12 protein-coding genes and 1 pseudogene are annotated in these 20,267 nt (G+C 44.0%); 11 read left to right on the top strand and 2 right to left on the bottom strand.

The window, feature by feature from the left end; genetic code table 11:
- Window positions 1–258 precede the first annotated feature (258 nt).
- The 8 genes and pseudogenes from ACFFT4_RS04240 to ACFFT4_RS04205 all read left to right on the top strand — a co-directional run bounded on the left by ACFFT4_RS04240 (window position 259) and on the right by ACFFT4_RS04205 (window position 12,604).
- Window positions 259–1,044: a nucleotidyltransferase domain-containing protein gene (locus ACFFT4_RS04240; RefSeq protein ID WP_378045344.1), complete on the top strand. Its 786-nt coding sequence runs from the start codon at window positions 259–261 to the stop codon at window positions 1,042–1,044.
- Window positions 1,045–1,080: 36 nt separating this feature from the next.
- The gene (locus ACFFT4_RS04235) at window positions 1,081–2,346 is read left to right on the top strand and encodes a methyltransferase domain-containing protein (protein ID WP_378045342.1); all 1,266 of its coding nucleotides are present in this window, start codon (window positions 1,081–1,083) and stop codon (window positions 2,344–2,346) included.
- Window positions 2,347–2,349: 3 nt separating this feature from the next.
- Window positions 2,350–4,935 carry a metallophosphoesterase gene (locus tag ACFFT4_RS04230; RefSeq protein WP_378045340.1) on the top strand — a complete coding sequence of 862 codons (2,586 nt, stop codon included), beginning with the start codon at window positions 2,350–2,352 and terminating at the stop codon, window positions 4,933–4,935.
- 17 nt (window positions 4,936–4,952) lie between these two features.
- Window positions 4,953–6,178 (top strand): annotated as a pseudogene (locus ACFFT4_RS04225) (RtcB family protein).
- Window positions 6,179–6,274: 96 nt separating this feature from the next.
- The gene (locus ACFFT4_RS04220) at window positions 6,275–6,442 is read left to right on the top strand and encodes a hypothetical protein (RefSeq protein ID WP_378045338.1); all 168 of its coding nucleotides are present in this window, start codon (window positions 6,275–6,277) and stop codon (window positions 6,440–6,442) included.
- Between the two features lie 270 nt (window positions 6,443–6,712).
- Window positions 6,713–9,535 carry a type I restriction endonuclease subunit R gene (locus ACFFT4_RS04215; RefSeq protein ID WP_378045336.1) on the top strand — a complete coding sequence of 941 codons (2,823 nt, stop codon included), beginning with the start codon at window positions 6,713–6,715 and terminating at the stop codon, window positions 9,533–9,535.
- A 22-nt stretch (window positions 9,536–9,557) separates the two neighbouring features.
- Window positions 9,558–11,033, top strand: coding sequence for a class I SAM-dependent DNA methyltransferase (locus ACFFT4_RS04210; protein WP_378045335.1), 1,476 nt, complete (start codon window positions 9,558–9,560; stop codon window positions 11,031–11,033).
- Window positions 11,033–12,604, top strand: coding sequence for a restriction endonuclease subunit S (locus ACFFT4_RS04205; protein ID WP_378045333.1), 1,572 nt, complete (start codon window positions 11,033–11,035; stop codon window positions 12,602–12,604). Before ACFFT4_RS04210 ends, ACFFT4_RS04205 begins: the two co-directional genes overlap by 1 nt.
- A 39-nt stretch (window positions 12,605–12,643) precedes the next feature.
- Here the strand turns inward: ACFFT4_RS04205 and ACFFT4_RS04200 are convergent, their stop codons facing one another.
- Window positions 12,644–13,453, bottom strand: a complete 810-nt coding sequence (locus tag ACFFT4_RS04200) for a tyrosine-type recombinase/integrase (RefSeq protein ID WP_378045332.1) — start codon at window positions 13,451–13,453, stop codon at window positions 12,644–12,646.
- Between the two features lie 203 nt (window positions 13,454–13,656).
- Window positions 13,657–15,003 carry a restriction endonuclease subunit S gene (locus ACFFT4_RS04195; RefSeq protein WP_378045331.1) on the bottom strand — a complete coding sequence of 449 codons (1,347 nt, stop codon included), beginning with the start codon at window positions 15,001–15,003 and terminating at the stop codon, window positions 13,657–13,659.
- Window positions 15,004–15,201: 198 nt separating this feature from the next.
- Here ACFFT4_RS04195 and ACFFT4_RS04190 point away from each other — a divergent pair, with 198 nt between their 5' ends.
- From ACFFT4_RS04190 to ACFFT4_RS04180, 3 genes are read left to right on the top strand one after another with little or no spacing between them, the layout of a single operon-like run.
- A complete protein-coding gene (locus ACFFT4_RS04190) occupies window positions 15,202–16,854 on the top strand; it encodes a dsDNA nuclease domain-containing protein (protein WP_378045329.1) in 1,653 nt (550 codons plus the stop codon).
- A complete protein-coding gene (locus tag ACFFT4_RS04185; RefSeq protein WP_378045327.1) occupies window positions 16,854–17,405 on the top strand; it encodes an ABC-three component system middle component 1 in 552 nt (183 codons plus the stop codon). Before ACFFT4_RS04190 ends, ACFFT4_RS04185 begins: the two co-directional genes overlap by 1 nt.
- Complete coding sequence (locus ACFFT4_RS04180; RefSeq protein WP_378045325.1) at window positions 17,380–20,052, top strand: AAA family ATPase; 2,673 nt, start codon at window positions 17,380–17,382, stop codon at window positions 20,050–20,052. Before ACFFT4_RS04185 ends, ACFFT4_RS04180 begins: the two co-directional genes overlap by 26 nt.
- Window positions 20,053–20,267 lie beyond the last annotated feature (215 nt).

The raw sequence follows: 20,267 nt of genomic DNA, 5'->3' as shown, positions 1-20,267 counted from the left end.
CCAGTACAGCAAAGGCGAGCACAATCCGCCAACGGATAAGTTGGACCTCCTTGATTAGACGCGGGGCCATGTCTAAAGCAATGACCGACGAGCCCAGTAATGTAACAAGAATGCGCCTGAGCATGGAAGTAATGTGTATCGCGTAATGTGACGACCGCGTGCTGATTTGCTGGAATGGGTGAGGGTGGGGAAGGGGATTTTGCAGCTATCGTTAGCGTGTATAAGAGCTGTTTGTTCTACATAGGGGTGAGGCGTGTAATGAAAGCTATGCAAGAAGTCATAACCGAACAGTTGGACCGCCTGGAGAGCGAGGAGCAGGTCCATATCCTGTACGCCTGCGAATCGGGCAGCCGAGCTTGGGGGTTCCCGTCGCAGGACAGCGATTACGATGTACGGTTCATTTATATCCGGCAGCCGGAATGGTATTTGTCCATCTTCGATAAACGGGATGTCATCGAGCGCCCGATCAGCGACAAGCTTGATATCAGCGGTTGGGATTTGCGCAAAGCGTTGAACCTGTATCGCAAATCGAACCCGCCGCTGCTCGAGTGGCTGCAATCGCCGATCAGGTATGCCGAGAAGTATAGCGTGACGGATCAACTACGTGAGAGCTCTCCGCTGACCTTTTCGCCCAAGTCTTGCATGTACCACTACTTAAATATGGCACGAGGCAACTATCGGATGTACTTGCAGGGAGATCAGGTTCGGATCAAGAAGTATTTTTATGTGCTGCGCCCTGTCCTTGCTTGTGAGTGGATTGAGAGGTACGGTGAAATGCCTCCGATGGAGTTCGACGTTCTGGTTGAACGCCTCGTTCCAAAGGATGGTGCGTTTTGGCAGACCGTGCAGCGGTTGCTTGTCCGGAAGAAGTCGGGCGAGGAACTGGACTATGAGCCGAGGCTGAACCCAATCAACGATTATTTGGAGGAGCGGCTTCAGGAACTGGAGAAAAGAGCCGCCGAGATGAAGTCTACGGATGGCAGGCTGGACGGCCGTCTGGACGCCTTGTTTCGGTCGGCTTTGCAGGAAGTATGGGGATCGTGATCTCCGTGCAGACGATTTTGCGAGAGGAAGATTCCGTTGGCTATTGTACAGGTAAGGTCCGCGAATCCGAAGTTTACGTTTCTGATCAAGAAAAATCCGGGTACCGGCATGCAGCTTCGTCCCGTCCGTCAAGGGATGGCGTACGGTTGGTACTCGGACGATGCTACCTTTAATGTTTACTTCAAGGATGCGGATAATGATATTTCCTATAAACAGCGTGAAGACGAGAGTTTCGAATATTTGAACGTCTCCCGCTACAACACGCCGCTGTTCCCGTTGAATGCGATCAATGAGTTTTTCTCCGCGCCGTTCAAGGTACAGGACGATCGGGACGAGTCGGGGTACGAGCATTCTTTTTTCATCAATATGGTGCATGTCGAACGGGTTCGTTATATCGATTTTTTCGAAAAGCATATGAAAGAGTATACATTTGCTTTGGAGCATCAGGCGCACAAGAGCTATTCTCTGACGGTCACTACGCAGAAAAGCTTGTACCATCTGCTGCATGTCGTGAGTGTGCTATGCCTGTTTCTATCGATGTTCGGCGACGAGCACATCGATATTTCGGACGCTATTCTCGACAAATACATCCGGAGTTTGAATGTAATCGACGCGCCGTTCTACATCCGAAGCCTGTTCGCGAGAAACTTCCTGTCTACCCGGGAAAGGTATAAAAAGTACAAGGCGGACATCGAGCAAACGAGCCGTTACGAGATAGCGCTTGAGTATGGCGGTACGGCGATGCAGCGGCGCCATTTTATCTCTGGCGTGCTTCCGTTCAATAAGCCGATTGTGGATGTCGGGTGCGGGGAAGGATTTTACGCGATTCCGTTCGCCGGCAAAATCGAAAGTACGTATTACGCGGTTGATGTCAACGAGGAACTGCTCGGGGTTGTTGCGAGAAAAGCGGCAGCGAGGCAGATTGATAATATCGCGACTTTCCGTTCGCTCGATCATTTTCTGGAGTTCTACAACGAGGAAAAGGTCGACGTGATTTTGACGGAAGTCATTGAACATATGGATACGGATGCCGCAGCGGCGCTTATTCGTCAGATTTGTAGTCAGGTGGATTTCGACCGGTTAATCGTGACGACGCCGAATGCCGACTTCAACCGTTACTATGAACTGGACGGATTCCGGCATGAAGATCACAAATGGGAGATGGGTCAGGAGGCGTTCCAGCAATGGTTCGCGGACATGGTTCGTGGGATTAGCGTGACTTATGAGTTTGTGACTATAGGCGATTGCGTTGACGGTATTCATACGACGCAAGGCGTAATCGTTCGGGGGAAGGAGGAATAGCGAATGGAGATTGTAACGCGAGTACACACCGTGTTCATGCTCGTTGGGGCAACGGAATGCGGCAAATCGACTTTTGCCAAGGAAGTGTTGATCCCGCAGCTTCGGCTTGCGGATTCATCGCGGGGACTGCGCACGAACGTGCAATATTTGTCTTCGGACGGCATCCGCCAAGAGCTGCTGGGCTATGATTACGATAAGTACGATCAGGTGATGCTGGAGGCGAGCTCGCATACGTTTCAACTGTTGTTTGAGAGACTGAAGCTTGTGACTTCTTTTCCGCTTAATGCCGAATTTGTTGTCGTGGACACGATCGGACTTGCGGAAGATTTCCGCAGTAAGGTACGCGAAATCGCGCAGGAGAACAACTACAATGTGGAGGTTATTCTGTTCGATTACCGCCAGCGTGATGATTATTATGCTTCGGAGCGGTCGAAGAAATTGATCTCTGGCCATCTGAACAGGCTGCGGAAGGATGTTCTGCCCGTGTTGTCCCGCGAGGGATACGGCAAAATTCATAAGGTACGGGCCAAGAATTTCTACTCTCCGGCGGATAGAACGGCAAATCCGGATTATCGGGTGACGGTAGAAAATTGGGGCGATTACTTGGCTGCTGTGCTTCCGCAAGGACAAGACTACATTGTGGTTGGCGACGTACACGAATGCGTCCGCGAGCTTCAGGGATTGCTCCGCGACTACGGTTACCGGATGAATGAAGGGAAACTGTACGCGACCGATAGAGTGCGGGATACGAAAATCGTTCTGGTCGGAGACTGGATCGACAAGGGGAAGCAGACGCGTGAAATCGTCGAGTTTTTGTATGAGCACCGGGAGCATTTTCTGTTTGTACTCGGCAATCATGAGAACTTCGTCTACAAGTATGTGAAGGGTGAAATTGCCGGAGCAGATCCGGAACTGCTGCGGACGTATTTTGATTCGACGCAGGTGCTGGAGAGCGATCCGGCACTGTTCGAGAAGTTCGCGCAGTTGGTCGAACAGTCAAAGCCATTCTATCGCTTGATTGGCATTAACGGACCTTCCTTCTATGTTACGCATGCGCCTTGCCGCAATAAGTACATTGGCAAACTGGATGTAAATTCGGCCCGCCACCAACGCAACTTTAGGCTTGATCGCGAAGCTTCCTTTGAGGAGCAGCTTGGTTTTCTGCGGCAAGAGGCTGTCGGCAATCATCCTTACCATCTGTTCGGGCATGTTGCGGCCAAGCAGGCGTTTCGGATCAAAAACAAAATCCATCTCGACACAGGGAGCGCGCACGGCAACGTGCTGACTTCTGTGCGTATTTCATCCAGGCCATTTTTCAAAAGTCACAAGTCGCAAACGTTGGCCGTGCAAGAGGAATTGCCGATCCTGTTCCGTGAAGAGAAGAAAGTGTCTCTGCAGGAGCTTGATGACGAGGCGGTCCGCAGGCTGCATTACTGCTCGCGGAACCGGATCAACTTTATTTCGGGGACGATGTCTCCGGCGGATAAAGACACGGTTGCGGGAGAGTTGGAGTCGCTGCGCATGGGGCTCGATTACTTCGCGGATCGCGGCGTAACCGAAGTGGTGCTGCAGCCGAAGTACATGGGGTCGCGGTGCAACGTATACTTGCATCGGGAGATCGCTCAGTGTTACGCGGTTAGCCGCAACGGCTATAAAGTGCAAGCCGTTGATATGACGCCCGTCTACGAACAACTGCATCAACGGTTCGGAACATATATGGCGGAGCGGGAAATCGAGCTGCTCCTGCTCGATGGAGAACTACTGCCTTGGAAAGCGCTTGGAGACGGGCTCATTGAGAGACAGTTCCGGCCAATCGGCAAGGCGCTGGAGACAGAGCTTCATTTTTTACGGCAGCACGGGTTCGAGGAAGCATTCGGCAAGCTTGCTCAGGACGTCGAGGCCAGCGGATTCGAGAAAGACCAGCATCATCTGTCCAAGGCGGCGCTTGGCGACAAATACGGGGCTCATCTGTACCAGAACTATAAATATGTGCGGGAGATTCGCGAAGCGAGCGTTTCGCTTGATCAGCACGACGAAGCCTATCGCGTGTACAAGCGCCAACTGGAACTGTACGCTGGGGAAGCGGAGCTTGCCTACAAACCTTTCGCAATCCTGAAAGAAGTGCTAGCGGACGGCGAAGAACGAATGCCAGAGGGCAGGACGTCGGATATGTATCGTTTTCTGACGGATGATGAATATTTGGCGCTCGATCTGCAGGAATCGGACGCTTACGAGAGAGCGGAGCGCTTCTTCTCCAGGCTAACGGTGGAGAACGGGATGGAGGGCATCGTCATTAAGCCGGAGCAGGAGAAAAGAGGCGTGGCGCCCTACCTGAAGGTGCGCAATCCCGGCTATTTGTCGATTATTTACGGGTATGACTATAAGTTCCCGCACAAGTACGGCAAGCTGATGAAGCAAAAAAATACGGCTTCCAAACTACGTACTTCCCTGAACGAGCATCGGTTGGGCGGGCAAATGCTGGCGGTGAAGCTGAACGACATCACGCCGGACAATGAACCCTACAAGCAAATCGCGGCGAATTTGCTGTTTGAGGTCGCCAAGGAAAAAGAGATTGACCCCAGATTGTAAGAAAGGCAGAGATAACAATGGCATACCAAGCAATAAACGGCGTGCGCGTCTGGGGCAAACCCGACCCGGGCGCGCTGTCTCAAGCCATAACGTGCGCAGAGCACGGGAATGTGGTGCAGACGCTGCTGATGGCCGATCACCACAAAGGCTACAGCCAACCGATTGGCGGCGTAGTGGCATACGATGGACAAATTTCGCCTTCGGGCGTCGGTTACGACATTGCGTGCGGCAACAAAGCGGTGCGAACGAACGTGATGGCGGCGGACATTCAGACGCGGCTGTCCGCGATTATGGATCAAATTGCGCGTAAAGTTTCTTTTGGCGTGGGACGTGTGAACAGCGAGAAGGTTGACCATGAGTTGTTCGACGATCCGGAGGACTGGAGCGTCTATGCTGCGGTCGGGCGTCAGGAGCATGACAAGCTGAAGGCGTTGGCCCGCGATCAGCTCGGAACGGTCGGCAGCGGAAATCACTTTGTCGACCTGTTCGAAGAGGCGGGAACCGGACGGCTGTGGGTGGGGAACCATTTTGGCAGTCGGGGCTTCGGCCACAAGACAGCCAGCGGGTTCATCAACTTGGCGGCGGCGATTTTCTGGCGAATGCGCCTGGCGAGAAGATGGATCAGCCGCCTGTGCTGCTCGATCTGGACAGCGAGCTAGGCGATATGTATTTCCGTGCAATGAAACTCGCGGGCCGCTATGCGTATGCCGGGCGGGACTACGTCATCGCACAGGTGCTGTCGATGATCGGCGCTGCGGCGGATTTCGAAGTGCATAACCATCACAACTATGCGTGGTTGGAGTCGCACGGGGGCAAGGATACGATCGTCGTCCGCAAAGGCGCAACGCCTTCGGCCCCGGGGCAAGTCGGGTTCATCGGCGGCAGCATGGGCGATATTTCAGTCATCGTGCGGGGCAAGGATACGGACGAGAACCGCGACTCGTTCTACAGCACCGTTCACGGAGCCGGTCGGATCATGAGCCGAACGCAAGCCGCCGGCAAGATGAACTGGAAAACCCGCACCCGCACCGGCGGACAAATCGCTCCCGAGCAAATGCTGCAAGCCGTCCGCAATTACGGCGTCGAGCTGCGCGGAGCCGGAACGGATGAAAGTCCGTTCGTCTACCGCAAACTGCAGGAGGTGCTGGACGCGCACTCGGAGACGATTGACGTGTTGCATGTACTGAAGCCTATCGGCGTGTGTATGGCGGGGGCGGATGAGTTCGATCCGTATAAAGATTAACAAGCGGAACACCTTCTTCACGACAGCGAAGAAGGTGTTTTTCGTTTTAGCGCAGAATATTAACTTTGTAAAATACTTGTATTTGTGGGGGTTCTCATGATATCGATAACGGAAGCGCATGTAGACAGCTTGGCTCTAAATGCTGCTGCAAGCAAGAATGGCCGCGATCTCGTGAAGAAGAACAGCTTCCCCCTGTTGTGTCGGTCGGAAGACGATACGCTTCTGTTCGGAGAGTGCAAAGGCAGCGGCAGCGAGCCTTACTGATGTTCTCCTGATTATTGCAGGTTTTGATGGATCGCTTGAAAAGATAGCAGAGCTCACAGAATGAAAGTTTGTATGTCTATCTGTGCTTTCTATTGGAATACATGTTCCGGCAGGGATTGCGGTTTTTGTGTCGAAACAACTTGTTATGGAAAAATGAGCGGAACCCCTGCTGTTGAAAGAGTTTTAGCAAGAAAGAGGGCTTGCTAAGGCATATTTTTTTGCAGTTTAACTTCCGATAGTTTTTTTCTATCAGAATATGGAGGGACACCTGTGACTCCTGAGACAAAGGCTCGCTTGAACATCGATAAGATGCTAACCGAATCCGGTTATGTACTGCAGGACATGAAGGAATTCAACCGCTTAGCAGCTGTCGGCATTGCTGTTCGAGAGTTTCCTACTAACAGCGGCCCTGTCGATTATTTGCTGTTTGTCGATGGCAGCCCGGTCGGTGTAGTGGAAGCAAAAGCTGAGGATAAAGGTGTTTCTCTTGCAACCGCTGCTGAACAATCAATAAGGTACGCCAAAAGCGGATTGAAGTATATGTCGACAATTCCCGATATTCGGTTTATCTATGAGTCTACGGGCATATTGACGAATTTTTGTGATCTCCATGATGACAAGGCTCGTTCAAGGTCGGTGTTTTCTTTCCATCGTCCGGAAACCTTGCTCGAATGGAGCAAGGATACGGAGACTTTGCGCAACCGAATGAAAACCTTTCCGCTCTTTGATACACAAGGATTCCGTGATTGTCAGGTTAATGCGATCTTGAATCTCGAGAGGTCATTCTCTGATAATAGGCCGCGTGCGCTCATTCAAATGGCAACAGGCGCAGGAAAGACCTACACGGCGATTACTTCGTGTTATCGCTTGCTGAAGCACGCAAAAGCGAAGCGTATTCTTTTTTTAGTGGACACCAAAAATCTTGGAGAACAAGCAGAAGGAGAATTTCTCAGTTATAAACCATCAGACGATGGCAGATTGTTTTCCGAACTTTACAATGTACGCCGGTTGAATTCATCCTACATTCCAAATGACACGAAAGTCTGCATCAGTACCATTCAACGGATGTACTCCATTTTGCGCGGTGAGGAGATAGATGAGTCCGCAGAGGAAACATCTTTGAATGAACAGACAATTACGAGTCGTCCACGGGAGGTCACTTATAATCCCAAGTACCCTCCTGAGTTTTTTGACATTATCATCATTGACGAGTGCCATCGCTCCATATACAACGTATGGCAGCAGGTACTTGATTATTTTGATGCATTCCTCGTTGGTCTTACGGCAACGCCGGATCAGAGAACGTTCGGCTTTTTCAAGCAAAACATTGTCAGCGAGTATACGCACGAGCAGGCGGTCCTGGACGATGTCAACGTTGGTCGCGAAGGAACATATTTGATTGAAACTCAAATTGGTAATAATGGTGGCATTATTCTTCGTCAAACGGTTGAAAAGAGAGATCGTCTTTCACGTAAGAAACGTTGGGAACAGCTTGACGAAGATTTGAATTACAGACCATCGCAATTGGACAAGGATGTTGTCAATCCGTCGCAAATACGCAGCATTATCCGGTCGTTTAAAAGCACAGTGCTTACGGAGATGTTCCCTACGCGTCAGGAAATCCCAAAAACACTTGTATTCGCAAAGACGGACAGTCACGCTGAGGACATCATCAATATCATTCGCGAGGAATTCGGTGAGGGCAACGAGTTTTGTAAAAAAATTACCTATGCCGCTACAGAAGACCCGAAAAGTGTATTGAATGCTTTCCGTAACGACTTTTATCCAAGAATCGCTGTTACGGTTGACATGATAGCAACAGGTACTGACGTGAAGCCGATTGAGTGTTTAATTTTCATGCGGGACGTGCGTAGTAAAAACTACTTTGAGCAAATGCTTGGGCGAGCAACACGGACGCTTGATTACGAGAATCTGCGTCGTGTTTCGCCATCCGCGACGCAAAGGAAGCTTGGTTACGTTATTGTGGATGCTGTAGGGGTTACCAAATCGCAGAAAACAGCCTCTCGCCAATTGGAGAGAAAACCAACAGTATCGCTAAAAGACTTGATGATGAGCGTGGCTATGGGAGCACGTGATGAAGATACACTGACATCCCTTGCCAGTCGGTTGATAAAGCTAGATAAAGTAATGACGGAATCCGAGAAGCAAAAATTCATATCTTTGTGTGATGAAGAAGGCATCACTCTAGGGACGCAGATAGATGGAGGCATTACCGTTCCCTTTCACGAAAGCACCATTTCACCTAAAGCGATCGCTGAAACTCTACTTAATGCTTTTGATGAGGATGTTGTGTCGCAGATCGCACGTAAAAAATATAATCTCTTCGAAAACGAAGATGCTACGGACGAACAGTTCGCTAAAACAAGCGGACAGATGGCCACTGCCGCTTCGGTGCCTTTCCATAATTCTAAGATTCGGAATCACATTGAAAATGTCCGTAAGAGTCATGATCAGGTAGTAGACAACGTCAATATCGACCAAATAACATTCAGCGGCTGGGATTCTGAACGCGCCGAAAAAGCCGGGAAAGTCATCGATATCTTTTCACAGTTCATTGAAGACAATAGAAGCAGTATTGAAGCTCTGGAGATCATCTACAGCCAGAGTTACAAACACCGTCCTTTGACGCTCAAGATGGTCAAAGAACTTTACGACACACTTCAAAAAGCGCCGTACTATCTGACCACCGAAAAACTGTGGACGGCATATGCAACTCGCCACTCGGACAAGGTAAAGGAAAAGAATGTCGTGAACCAGCTTGCGGATATCATCTCGCTCATTCGGTTCGAGTTGGGGCAGACATCAGAGCTCAGCTTATTTTCCTCTGATGTGAATGTCCGGTTCCAGTCCTGGATTTGGAATAAAAACAAGGGGCATGGACAGTTCACAGAAGAGCAAACGGAATGGTTGCGAATGGTCCGAGATCATATTGCTACGTCCATGCAAATTACGGCAGATGACCTTGATTTCACGCCGTTTGACAGCAAGGGCGGTCTGGGTCGGTTTTATCAGCTTTTCGGCAACGAATACGAAAGTATACTCAACGAAATGAACTATGCGCTTGTGGCGTAATGAACCGGAGGAAAAAAAGTAAATGGCAGATTCAAATATTGGTCAAAAGATATGGTCAATGGCAAACGCTCTTCGGGACGATGGCATTGGCAAAAGCGACTATCTTGAACAGTTAACCTATCTTTTGTTTATCAAAATGGCGGACGAGTATTCGAAACCGCCTTACAACCGCAAGATCGGCATTCCTCAAGACTGTGGATGGGATACATTGAAAACAAAAAGCGGTGATGAGCTTTTTCGGCATTATCAATATGTCCTAGAGACGCTCGCACGGCAGTCTGGTACATTGCAACAGATTTACACAGGATCCCAGAACAAAGTTTCAAATCCCGCGCAGCTTGCCAAAATCATAAGCATGGTGGACGCTGAAAACTGGTCGTCCATGTCGAGCGATGTCAAGGGTGATATTTATGAAGGACTTTTGCAAAAAATAGCGGAAGATACCAAAAGTGGGGCCGGGCAATACTTCACTCCACGCGCGCTCATTAATACAATGGTGAAATGCGTCATACCCCAACCGGGAAGAACGGTTGCCGACCCTTGTTGCGGGAGCGGAGGGTTTCTGCTTGCGGTGAAGTCGTATCTTGAGCAGAATTTCCGGCTTGATCGTGACCAAAAAGAGTTTTTGAAATTTCATACGTTTAAAGGATGGGAAATTGTCCAGAGTACCTATCGACTCTGTCTAATGAACCTGTTTTTACACAATATTAGCGACTTTGACGGCGTGCCACCGATTTACCGTGTTGACTCGCTTCTTTCCGACTCCGGTGACAGGTTTGACTATATACTAACCAATCCGCCTTTCGGGAAAAAATCGGCAATGACTTTTACGAACGAACAGGGCGAGCAAGAACAAGATGAGCTTGTGTACAATCGACAAGATTTCTGGGCGACGAGTTCCAATAAACAACTGAACTTCGTTCAGCATATACATACGCTGTTGAAGACGAACGGAACGGCAGCAGTTGTCGTTCCTGATAATGTTTTGTTTGAGGGAGGCGCAGGTGAAACCGTCCGTAAAAAACTGCTTGAAACTACGGATCTGCACACCATTTTGCGTTTGCCGACAGGTATTTTTTATGCGCAAGGTGTAAAAGCAAATGTCATTTTCTTCGAAAACAAAGTAGCCAACCCTACCCATCAGACAAAAGAGGTGTGGATTTACGATTTCCGTACTAAAGTTCATTTTACTCTGAAGAAGAACCCACTGAAAGAGAGCGACCTTGAAGACTTTGTGCGGTGTTATCATCCTGAAAACCGTCATGTCCGCAAAGAAACCTACAGCATGGAAAACCCGGATGGTAGATGGCGCAAATTCACATATGATGAGATCATTGCCCGCGATAAGACAAGCCTTGACATCACGTGGATCAAATCTGGCGACGATACTGACGATTACACGCTTGTTGAGCTTCTGGATTTGATCAAAGAGAAGTCGACGGCAATCGTAACGGCTGTCGGGAAATTGGAAGAACTAATCGGCGAGGTTGATGAATAATGAATACGAAGGCACTCAGACAAAAAATTCTCGATCTTGCAATAAGGGGTAAACTTGTCCGGCAAGACCCGTCTGACGAGCCGGCTTCTGTTTTGTTGGAAAAGATTCGAACAGAAAAACAAAAACTAATAAGAGATGGGAAAATCAAGCGCGATAAGAACGCTTCTTTTATCTTTCGCGGTGATGATAAATTGCACTATGAGCAGTTCGCTGATGGTACGGTGAAATGCATTGAAGATGAGATCCCTTTTGAGGTACCAGAGTCTTGGGCTTGGGCGCGGTTGGGAAGCTTAGCAATTTTAATTTCGGATGGAGATCACCAACCCCCACCACAATCTAAAGATGGTGTTCCCTTTTTAGTTATATCTGATATCACTGCAGGTAGAATATGTTTTGAAAATGTACGATTTGTCGAGAAAACATACTATGACAATTTAGCTTGGTCGCGAAAACCACAACAAGGTGATGTATTATTCACAGTAACTGGATCTTACGGCATCCCTGTAAACGTAAAAATTGAAGAAAAATTTTGTTTCCAGCGACATATCGCATTAATACGTCCGTGTATTATTAAAAGCGATTTCTTAAGTCGTTTTCTCGAATCTTCGTTCATTAAACATCAATGTGATGAGCGTGCAACGGGTATAGCACAAAAAACAGTAGGGCTTGAATCGTTACGAAGGTTTTTATTTCCTTTACCACCATTCAAAGAACAAAGGCAAATTATTGAGATTATTGAATCCGTTTGCAAGCAAATTAGCATAATTGAAGTCGAAAAATATAACCTTGCTGCACTCATTGCCCGCGCTAAATCTAAAATCCTCGACCATGCCATTCGCGGAAAACTCATTCCGCAGGACCCTTCCGATGAGCCAGCCAGCGAACTGCTCGAACGCATCCGGGATGAAAGAGAAGAACTCATAAAAGCAGGAAAAATTAAACGCGATAAGAAAGAATCCTACATCTTTCGAGGTGATGATAACTCTTATTATGAAGACAAAAAGAAAATTCAAGATCTGATACCTTTTCAAATACCAGAAACATGGGCATGGACGCGGTTGAGAAACCTATGCCTGATAAATCCTCGAAATGTAGTTGAAGAAAACGTTATGGCTTCTTTCGTTCCAATGACCTTAATTAACGACGGTTATTCGAATGCTTTCACGTACCTACCGAGGGCGTGGACAGAAATCAAAACAGGATTTACTCACTTTCAAGATAACGATGTTGGTGTTGCGAAAATCACTCCATGTTTTGAAAATAGAAAATCTGTTGTGTTCTCTGAATTGCTCAATGGTATTGGTGCGGGCACAACCGAGCTACATATTGTACGTCCAATTAATATTGAAAACGTATTACCGTATTACGTTCTATGGCTTTTCAAAAGCAAACACTTCATTACGAACGGTACTAAGGCTTTTTCTGGCGCAGTCGGACAACAGCGGATAGGGAAAGAGTATGTTTCTGACATTCTATTTCCACTTCCACCTGTTGCCGAACAGAAGCGAATAGTTGCCGCAATTAAAGCAGCGTTCGAGCCACTAGACAACATTGCCGCAACGTTCATGTAAAAGAATGAAGCACTCCCGCAGAAAGGAGTGCTTTATTCTTTACCAAGTCACAACTTTGTCAACCAATGCCTGCTGTTCACTAGCAGTCCGGCGCAGATAAATCCGAGTTGTTTCAATACTCTCGTGTCCCATAAGATCAGCCAGTAGGGCGATGTCGTTGTACTTCTCAAGAAAATTTTTGGCATAGAGATGCCGGAAAGAATGGGGGTATACAACCTTCGAGTTAACACCATATTTTTCAGCATAATTCTTCAATTGCTGTGAAATGCCTCGCGTCGTAATGCGTTCTCCAAATCGATTAAGAAAAAGGAAACCAAAAGAGATGTTCACCTCTTTTAACCAAGCTATCGTCTCTATACGCAGTTTTTTAGGAATATACAATCGTCGTAGCTTTCCACCTTTTGCATAGAGGTCGAAATAGCCAGCTTCAACATGTTCAACTTTAATCTGTATGAGTTCACTTACACGCGCACCTGTCGCTGCTAGGTACCAGACCACAAAATACCATTCCATGTTGCTATCTTTCCTTAAACAGTTCTTCAAAAAGGTGTAGTCGGCATTGCTGATGACGTTCTCCAGGAAGTTTTTCTGTTGCACCTTGACGAATTTCAATTGCAACTTTCCTTTTCCTATAAATTCCAAATACTTATTAATTGCTTGAATACGTAAATTGACGGTTTTGGGCTTGAAAACCTCCAACAAATATCCCTTGTACGCCAACAGGTTTTCCTTGCTCACATCGTTGTAATGGACAAGGTAATAATTTACCGTCCACAGGTAGGATGTGAGTGTGTTTTCAGAGAGATTGTTCTTGCGGAGATGTGCCGCAAATTGTTCTTTCCGATTCATTGCATGATACCTCCAGATAATGAATTTTCGTAGTGAAAATTACTACCTGAAAAGGGTACCACGCATATATTCAAGTTGGTGAATCCTGCTATCGGCCACAATCCTCAAGAGATTTCAAAAAGAGCAATGGGAATATGTTATAGAACAATCGCTACCCTGACAATATAGATTCTTGAAAAAACTGAATCTGGAAACCTTAACCTTTAGTTAAAGCTTTCGATGATTCTATCAAATTGATAATTCATACTTTCTACGTTTGTAATGATACGCGCTTGTTCAGCAAGCGGTGGTAATGGAATCAAGGTATTTACGATTTTTTCTTTTGAAATGTTCGGTTGGGCTCCCCCCTCGCCTCTTTCTATAAATTCCAATCTGTTTTGAAGCAGAAAGAAAAATAAATATTGCGAATTTATGCCCCTAAATTCTGAACAGGCGCAACAAGCCTGGTTGGTAGTTGCCGGGAAAGAAAGAATACCTAATTTCCCTATTGTTGCACCGTACATAGCAATTAAAATCGAACCTCTTGGATTTAATTTTACCGATGTCTCTCGGAGTGCTAAATCAGTAATTGTTTCAGGAATATATTCTATTACTCGGTCATTCAGGTCTCCAGTTTTTAACCATGGAATATTGCCGTTGTAATATTCCGATTTGCTCCTACTTGGTGTGGCCCCAGATTGCCATGTTCCTATCGAACTAAGTCGCGCCCACACCCACCCCTTCGGTACATCAAACGATATCTGCTCATCAATGCAGGCGGTTTTCTCACCCGTCTTCTCATAATAAGAGTTATCATCACCTCGGAAGATGAATGATTCATTCTTATCGCGTTTAATTTTTCCCGCTTTTATGAGTTCTTGTCGTTCCGCTCGAATACGTTCTAAAAGAGTGCTGGCTGGCTCGTCGGACGGATCTTGGGGCACGAGTTTACCTCGAATGGCAAGGTCGAGGATCTTAGATTTCGCACGTATAATCGCTGCTTGCAAGTCGGTTTTGTTCTGTTCAATTTCCGATATCTGTTCAAGAGCGGATTTAATAGTGCTGACAATTCGCTGCTGTTCTGCAACGGGTGGGAATGCAAATAAAAAAGATGACAACTTTTGAGCGTTAATATTTGACTGGTTAACGCCATCCGTTTTTACAAGCAAGCAAACATTACGATGATATTCACTATTCATTATATAATTGAGAAAGTAAGGATTTATTAGAATCGGAGAAACTTTTATTAGATATCCAGCAAAAATTGCAGGCATTTCTCCCCTATATATCGCTGTTTTCCCTACCCATTCAGGGCTATTAGTACGATTGAAGAGAAGCTCATCTTTGTACAACAAATACTTTTTTATATCATTCTCATCTGATGTGTATACTAAATCATCATAGTCTATCTCGCCGTCTTGAAGATTTCCCATCCGCAAAACTGCAACATCTCCGGACCTTTGTGATTTTTGAGATGTGCCGTACTGAAAATCAGAGCAAACACTTCCCAACCGCGCCCAAGCCCAAGACTCTGGTACCTCAAAAGGGATCTCATCTTCAATGCATTTCACCGTACCATCAGCGAACTGCTCATAGTGCAATTTATTAGTACTGAAGAAGGGGAGGCAGGTGTTTCAGTATTCAAATTCTGGAGTCTTTTGGAAGGTATCTGTCTTACGGTGTCGAATACGAATTATTGATACTGCTGGAGTTAAGTAGCTGTGATGTTAAAGCAAAGAACATAATGTTTTAAAGGGGTTTAATTCACTATGGATAAGATAGAGAAAATCATTGCACACTATATTGAAAACCAAGAAGGAAAAATTGCTGAGAATGTAACCTTCCTACAGGAGAACGTAATAGGTAAGTCTAGCAACGAAATCGCTGCCTTAATTGCAAATGTTACACCAGAAGAAACGGGAGGAATTGTTGCAATTTCAGGATTCTATTATCAATTTTTAGTCGCGATTGAGTATATATTAGACATGCTTAAGGGGAAATGGGATTTCATTTTTATTGAGCATCTTGATGATATCGTAGTTGGAAAGGATAGTACGGTTAGGTTCATCCAAGTGAAGACTAGTGAAAAAGTAAAGATTGAAGCTTCTTCTAGTCCCGCATCAGGTTTATACTATCGGTCATCGATAGCAGGAAGAACAGAAAGAAAAAATAACAGTTGGATTGACAAGTTATTATCTAAAGCGGAACTACTCCAACAAAAAGATGGGTTCACCACTCAGTTTCAGTTATATTCTAGTTATCATTTTATAAAAACTAGAGATTTCGATTTTGATGTGTATACCGGCAACTCTAATTACGATATGAATATTACCGATACTGATCACTTGCTTTTAAAAGTCAGCGATACAGTATTTGATAAAAATGATGAGCATTATGATTATCAAATCAAATGCGGAGAAAAACCAAAAGAACTTTTAAGAAGATTTTATTTGCATACCGGTACAGGGCTTCAAAAATTGGAGATATTTGAGGATCATTTATGCATGAGGCTTAGCGAGTGGTTGTTCAGTGATATTGGGGATAGGGTAAGGGTTCATCCCACGGATTTGAACACATTAGTTGGACACTTGTGCACGAGATGTACGTACAGAGATAGTGCAGAACGGCTACTTATTACTAGAGATAAACTGGAAGAAATTCTGAGTGACATCAGAACAAGATGTCTAAACTCAGTCGAGCAAACTACTGAGAAGCATGGTAATATGTCTGCCGTTTCTAAAATAATTGATTCTATAGTCAGTGATATTGAAACCTGTGCACATGCATCTGCATTTAAAGATAAATTATATACCTATCGCGAGTATCTTAAGCAATGGGTGGATAACGGGGGGAATATTCGATCTCTGATTGAGCGATATGTGGACGGCACTATTAAGAGCTCTGCATATGTCAATTTAAATGAGTTAACCAGGCAGCAAAAATTATACGAATTTTTCAATGTTGTGTTTATTATGATGATTGTCAAAGACTCTTTTCTGGAATTCACTGATTCGAATAGCCTATTAACAAAGAAATGTACGGTTTCAAATCTTTTATTTTCATTTTTAAGCTTGGAATCAAGAAATAACTTAGCAACTGGTTTACAAAAACTTGAATCGATCATACAACAATCTGACATAAATGATCATCTTAACCTGCTGGATAAAACACTAAAAATCGTTTTTCAAAATTACACTGACAGAAAATTTACGAAAACAGTTCGTCATGAAATCAAAAGCTTCTCAGAAATTCAAATAGAAGGATTTGAAGAGACCACCCCGCTTAATAAAGTAACGTATCTTGTTGACATTATTCCAGGGGTGGAAATGAAGTTGGACTTTTCAGAAGCCTTGGATGAACAAGATTGTTTTCGAGATAAAATGCAAGAAATTTGGAATAAGTATTGTAGTGAGGTGAGTTAATGGATATTTTTAACGCAACACACAACAGATTACTTGGGAATGGTTTTGACATTTACGATATTGAAGAAATTGAGAAATTGGGTGCATCATTTTATAAGTCTTATGTAAATAATGTGGTCATAAAGAAACTGCATTATAGCGAAGAAATCAATTTGATAAAATCATTTTCAATGGAGATAAGATCTATTTTGATAGGGCTTAAAGAGAATATCTGGAATACTTACTTGCTGTTCTGCATCGGTAATGAAGTTGATTTTGAAACAAACTACAAGATTGAACGGGATACTCAGGCATTGCGCAAATATGCTATATGTAATGAGACAGACTTGAACCGGATTCCCTTTTTAGATGAGTTTAGAGTAATTAAAAAACCGATCAAAAACGAAGTAACTTTAGAAGATGAAAGTGAATACCTTCAAGAAATCATTCATTTTCTTCAAGAAAGTGATGGGAAACAAAATAAATTGAGCGTGACTCAGTTGGATGAGCTAATGAATAAAATACTGAAAATGGTGGAGACACGCTATGAAAATAGACAAAATAACTCTTAAAAATTTCAGGAATTACCATGGGGAAGTTTCATTTGATCTATCGAGAAAAATAACCATTTTGCACGGAGATAACGGGTTTGGAAAAAGCTCTTTTTTTGATGCCATTGAGTGGTGTTTTACAAGCAAGATTTCGCGCATGAATGGAACGGATACAGAAATAAAAAGGGATATCTTTAATAAACGATGTAAACTCCAAGAAAATGAGATCCTATCGGTTTCTATTGAATTTGAAGGAAACATATTAACTCGTTGGTTCAGTGTCACTGGAAATGATCTTGGAAACGACTATGGAAATACGCAGGTTACCTTGAATAGTAGTCATGGAGACTTTTATAGGGGACAAGGGGAAATTGAAGCGTTCTTGAAGGAAGGCACTTTAGATCAGACAAGCTTTGGGCGTGGTAGTTACGGACAACTTATAAAGCAGACATTTATATTATCTCAAAGCCAAGTCGCAGACTTTGTTACGTCAGAAGAACCTTCTGAGAGATTTAGAGCGCTAGCGGACATTATGGGATTCAGAGCTTTGTTAAATGAGTCTGATAACATGAAGAAAGTACATACTTCTTTAATTAAGCAATCCGAGGCTATAAGAAATCAAATTACCTCCCATGAAAATTTAATGAAGGGAAAGGAAGAGGTAAAACAAGAGGTAGACATTTTCGAGTTGAACAAGAAATTAATCGATATAGGTATTACTGAACTAGCTATCGATTTAGATACTCAAATTGCTCAAACTAACAAGCAGGCACTGGCTGATAAGATTAACGCCGAAAAGTTTTTAGAACTTTACGAGGAACTGAATCTAGAGCATGTCCACAGTGTCAGCACAATTGTAAGTCAAATTTCTGAGAAAGAATCAGATTATGAAAAATTAAAGGCCCGCGAGGAACAATTAAAAGAATTCTTAAAGAGAATAAATCAGAGAACAAATTCCCTTATAAAAGAAAGAGATAATATCCAGAAGTACAATCAGACGCGTATGACTATTCAAGAAAAGGAACAAGAGTTAGCCTCCCATGATAGGGGTTCTTTAGACTTAAATAAAGTCACGGAAAATCTTAATGTATTAAGAAAGCGAGCTTCATCCATAGAATTTACGCTGTCTTTCCAGCCTACAATAATGCAAAATGTAGAACGACAAAAAAAATTACCTACTAATCTGGAACTTTCTATAATAAATGAGGCTACTCTTAAAAAAAGAAAAGAAAAGCTTCTTTTTTTGGCTGAGAGGTTATCTTCAATAATTCAAGATAACAAGGATAATCTACTTCTTCAACTTATTGCAAACATAAAGGATATAAAAAGTTATGTTGTTGCAAATGACATGGAGAAATGTCCAGTATGTTCTTCTACCCCTGAAGAAAACTTGGAGTCGTGCATAGATCATAATATTCTTTCGTATTCAACAAAATTAGACAGGGATACCTCCTATGTAAGTAAAGCCATATCGTTAAAAAGCAGGATTACAAATATGCTGGCTAAAACGGATGAAAAGATCAATGAAACGAACAATAACGTTACAAAGATGAATTTAGAACTAGATCGTTTAAAAGAGGAGTACAATAACTATATAAATAACAATTTGTTCTCCGAAGAACTGATTCAAGCCTCAGCTGCACATTTAAAAGATGAGTTGGGCAAGGTAAGAGAGGAAATCATTTTACAGCAAAAAATTATTGAATTAATAATTTCTCTTGAGAAAATGAAAGAAGAACTGAAGGATCTTGGTAGTGAAACTGCTTCGAAAAAAATAAAAACAGAGAACGAGGTAGGAAACTCGATTGAACGAATGACAAAAGCGAGCGGTAGGGTAGCAAAGCATCGGACTCAAATGGAGAGTAGTATTCAAAAACTGTCTTCCGATATTCAGGATGACCAGATTATTTTAAAGCGGCTGCAACCGTTTTTAAGAACGGAACAGTACGATATTCCACTCCAATCGTTAATTTCAAAAAATAGAGATTCGATATCCAGAAATGAGCGGAAGATAAGCAGATTATCGGATATAAACCAAGTTCAATATGCTATTAAGCACAACCAGGAAATTCAAAATCAAATTCAAGAAGTCAAGCAAACAATCGAGGCTCTTAGTAACAGGAAAACCGAAATTGACAAGATTGCTGAATCTCTAAAGAAATATAAAACGCAATTGTTTGACTTTTTCGATTCCGACACAAAAGATTATTTGAACGACAACAATTCACCTATACAAAAGTATTACAGATATCTCAATCCACTTCCAACCAATAATCTGATTCAGTTCGATGGAGCGGATGAAAAATTGTCTATTAAGGTCGTGTTTGAGAACGGCCCTGAAGAAAGTAATGCTCAAAATATACTGAGCTCCGGGCAGTTAAACGTCTTAGCGATTTCTATTTTTTTGGCGATTAACGAAGCTCAAAATATTAATGCTCTCGACTTCATTGCAATTGACGACCCAATTCAAAATATGGATGATGTAAATCAGTATTCAATTTGCGATGTGTTGGGTCAAATTAATAAACAAATTATCTTTTCTACTCATGACCTAGACTTTGTAAAACTATTTTTGAAAAAAAATGAACATAAAAAAGATGATATTCAGGTTTTTAGTTTTACAAGCCCGTTTCTTACGCAGGATAAAATACAGCATATTCCTTGTTAGTAAGTTGAATTATATCTAATTTTAGGGTATACACGTATAGCAAGATATGTAATTCGTTTGTCTGTTCAGGTAGAGATTCTAAGAGGGTTAAGAACGTCGATTAACGATATCTTCTACAAGATTTATTGGAATTCTTGCCGAATGTGAAATGCCACATTCCATGATGTAGTTTTACATGTTGTTCTTTATCCAAGCTTGGCGTATATATCCAAGTG

Source organism: Cohnella cellulosilytica, from assembly GCF_042431195.1.
Taxonomy (GTDB): domain Bacteria; phylum Bacillota; class Bacilli; order Paenibacillales; family Paenibacillaceae; genus Cohnella; species Cohnella cellulosilytica.
Note: the sequence above shows the minus strand (reverse complement) of the source record. Positions and strands in the feature narration are given on the sequence as shown.

What these genes read in the sequence shown, in the direction of transcription:
- ACFFT4_RS04240 (WP_378045344.1), top strand. Translation starts at nt 259, where the DNA reads ATGAAAGCTATGCAAGAAGTCATAACCGAACAGTTGGACCGCCTGGAG.
- ACFFT4_RS04230 (WP_378045340.1), top strand. Translation starts at nt 2,350, where the DNA reads ATGGAGATTGTAACGCGAGTACACACCGTGTTCATGCTCGTTGGGGCA.
- ACFFT4_RS04220 (WP_378045338.1), top strand. Translation starts at nt 6,275, where the DNA reads ATGATATCGATAACGGAAGCGCATGTAGACAGCTTGGCTCTAAATGCT.
- ACFFT4_RS04210 (WP_378045335.1), top strand. Translation starts at nt 9,558, where the DNA reads ATGGCAGATTCAAATATTGGTCAAAAGATATGGTCAATGGCAAACGCT.
- ACFFT4_RS04205 (WP_378045333.1), top strand. Translation starts at nt 11,033, where the DNA reads ATGAATACGAAGGCACTCAGACAAAAAATTCTCGATCTTGCAATAAGG.
- ACFFT4_RS04200 (WP_378045332.1), bottom strand. Translation starts at nt 13,453, where the DNA reads ATGAATCGGAAAGAACAATTTGCGGCACATCTCCGCAAGAACAATCTC.
- ACFFT4_RS04190 (WP_378045329.1), top strand. Translation starts at nt 15,202, where the DNA reads ATGGATAAGATAGAGAAAATCATTGCACACTATATTGAAAACCAAGAA.
- ACFFT4_RS04185 (WP_378045327.1), top strand. Translation starts at nt 16,854, where the DNA reads ATGGATATTTTTAACGCAACACACAACAGATTACTTGGGAATGGTTTT.
- ACFFT4_RS04180 (WP_378045325.1), top strand. Translation starts at nt 17,380, where the DNA reads ATGAAAATAGACAAAATAACTCTTAAAAATTTCAGGAATTACCATGGG.